This window comes from Azonexus sp. (genome assembly GCF_036170495.1).
Lineage (GTDB): Bacteria > Pseudomonadota > Gammaproteobacteria > Burkholderiales > Rhodocyclaceae > Azonexus.
The window spans coordinates 1-2,469 of record NZ_JAVHPH010000323.1 but is presented as its reverse complement, the minus strand read 5'-3'; the positions used below and the strand labels follow the sequence as shown (position 1 = coordinate 2,469).

Annotated in this window: 2 protein-coding genes and 1 tRNA gene; all 3 read right to left on the bottom strand. The window is 58.2% G+C overall.

From position 1 onward, the window contains the following. The 3 genes from ADADOO_RS11970 to ADADOO_RS11960 all read right to left on the bottom strand — a co-directional run bounded on the left by ADADOO_RS11970 (position 1) and on the right by ADADOO_RS11960 (position 2,380). Positions 1-93: transfer RNA gene (locus tag ADADOO_RS11970), tRNA-Ser, on the bottom strand. Positions 94-147: 54 nt separating this feature from the next. Then, positions 148-1,368, bottom strand: a complete 1,221-nt coding sequence (locus tag ADADOO_RS11965; protein ID WP_511277731.1) for an aspartate kinase — start codon at positions 1,366-1,368, stop codon at positions 148-150. A gap of 85 nt (positions 1,369-1,453) precedes the next feature. Beyond that, positions 1,454-2,380, bottom strand: coding sequence for a histone deacetylase family protein (locus ADADOO_RS11960; protein ID WP_511277730.1), 927 nt, complete (start codon positions 2,378-2,380; stop codon positions 1,454-1,456). Between the last annotated feature and the right edge of the window lie 89 nt (positions 2,381-2,469).

Here is a 2,469-nt window from a genome sequence, read left to right as displayed (position 1 = left end):
TGGCGGACACGCAGGGATTCGAACCCTGGATCCAGGTTTTGCCCGGATGCACCCTTAGCAGGGGTGTGCCTTCGACCACTCGGCCACGTGTCCTTGCCTGCTACAACGAGGCGCGGATGATATAGGCTCCGCGCCTTTTGGTCAAACTTACTGATCGAGACCGAAAGTGCGGTGCAGAACGCGAACAGCGAGTTCCAGATACTTCTCGTCGAGCACGGCGGAAATCTTGATCTCCGAGGTTGAGATCATCTGGATGTTGATACCTTCGTCAGCCAGCGCCTTGAACATCTTGGAAGCGACGCCCGGATGCGAGCGCATGCCGACGCCAACCGCGGAGACCTTGCAGATCTTGTTGTCGCCGGTCACTTCGCGAGCACCGAGTTCTGCCTTGACCTTTTCCAGGATGCCTTTGGCCTTGGCGAATTCGCCGCGGTTCACGGTGAAGGAGAAGTCGGTGGTGCTGTCATGGCCGACGTTCTGAATGATCATGTCGACGTCGATGTTGGCATCGGCGATTGCGCCCAGGATCTGGTAGGCGATGCCCGGCTTGTCCGGTACGCCAAGCATGGTCAGCTTGGCCTCGTCGCGATTGAAGGCGATACCGGAGATGATCGGTTGTTCCATGTTCTTGTCTTCCTCAACAGTGATCAGCGTACCTTCCCCTTCGTCCTGGAAGCTGGAAAGAACGCGCAGTTTGACCTTGTACTTGCCGGCGAATTCGACCGAGCGGATCTGCAGCACCTTGGAGCCGAGGCTGGCCATTTCCAGCATCTCTTCGAAGGTGATGGTGTCGAGCTTTTTGGCTTCGGGCACGACGCGCGGGTCGGTGGTGTAGACGCCATCGACGTCGGTGTAGATCTGGCACTCGTCGGCCTTCAGCGCGGCAGCGAGGGCGACGCCGGAGGTGTCGGAACCGCCACGGCCAAGCGTCGTGATGTTGCCGTGCTCGTCGACGCCCTGAAAGCCGGCGACGACGACCACATTGCCGGCATCGAGATCGCGCCGCATGTTAGCTTCGTCGATCGACAGGATGCGCGCCTTGGTATGCGTGCTGTCAGTCAGTACCTTGACCTGGCCACCGGTATAGCTCTTGGCCTTGCAGCCGATGTCCATGAGCGCCATGGAGAGCAGGCCGGTGGTAACCTGTTCGCCGGTGGACATGATGGCATCCAGCTCGCGCGGATCGGGGTTGGCCTGAACTTCCTTGGCCAGAGCGATCAGCTTGTTGGTTTCGCCGCTCATTGCTGAAACGACGACGACCACTTGATGGCCCTGCGCCTGGAACTTGGCAACGCGTTTGGCGACATTCTTGATGCGCTCGGGATTACCGACCGAGGTGCCGCCGTATTTCTGAACAATCAACGCCATGGATATGTCCGGTTAAACGTTGGAAACATAAAAAAGAGGGCGGGATTTTACCCCAGCCTGTTCTTTTTCTGAAAGAAAACAGCCCTTAAAGATCAGCCAGCGAACGCAGATGGGCGCCAACGCTGCGGGCCAGCGAGGTCATCACGTAACCACCTTCAAGCATCGAAACGATGCGCTTGTTGCACATTTCGGCAGCCAGTTGCTTGAGTTGATCGGTGACCCAGGCATAGTCCTTTTCGAGGAACTTGAGATTGCCCATGTCGTCCTCGAAGTGGGCATCGAAGCCAGCCGAGATGAGGATCATCTGGGGCTTGAATTCACGTAGGCGCGGTATCCACACTTGCGTCACGGCGTCGCGGAATTCCTCGCCGCCACACCCCGCAGCGAGCGGTACGTTGCACATGTTGGCAGCCGGCTTGTCGGTACCGCAATACGGGTAGAACGGGTGCTGGAAGATGCTGCACATCAGCACCTGCTCGTCACCGGCGAAGCAGTCTTCGGTGCCGTTGCCGTGATGAACGTCAAAATCGACGATTGCCACGCGCTCAAGGCCGTGGGCGACGAGGGCATGTTTTGCCGCAACGCCCACGTTGTTGAAGAAGCAAAAACCCATCGGTGTTGTCTTTTCGCAGTGATGACCAGGGGGACGAACTGCGCAGAAGCCGTTTTCGATTTCACCCTTCATGACAAGGTCGACGGCCAAGCAACCAGAACCAGCGGCCCGCAGCGCAGCTTGCCAGGTGTACGGATTCATCGCCGTGTCGGGATCGAGATGGACAACGCCCATTTCCGGTGAGGCGCGCTTGATGCGTTCGAGATGGGCCGCGGGATGCACACGCAGCAATTGTTCAAAGGTGGCGAGCGGCGCGTCGTAGTATACAAAATAGGCGTCGATTCCCTGGGCGATCAAGTGATCGTTGATGGCGGTCAAACGCTGCGGGCATTCCGGGTGATGCGAACCCATGTCGTGCAACTGGCAGTCACGATGGGTGATGATGGCAGTGGTCGTCACTTGTTCTCTCTCTGCGAAGCGGCGCACAAAACGGCGCACGTCGAGTTGTCATTATCGTCCCATTCATCGCGCCGCTTCAAGCATTAGAA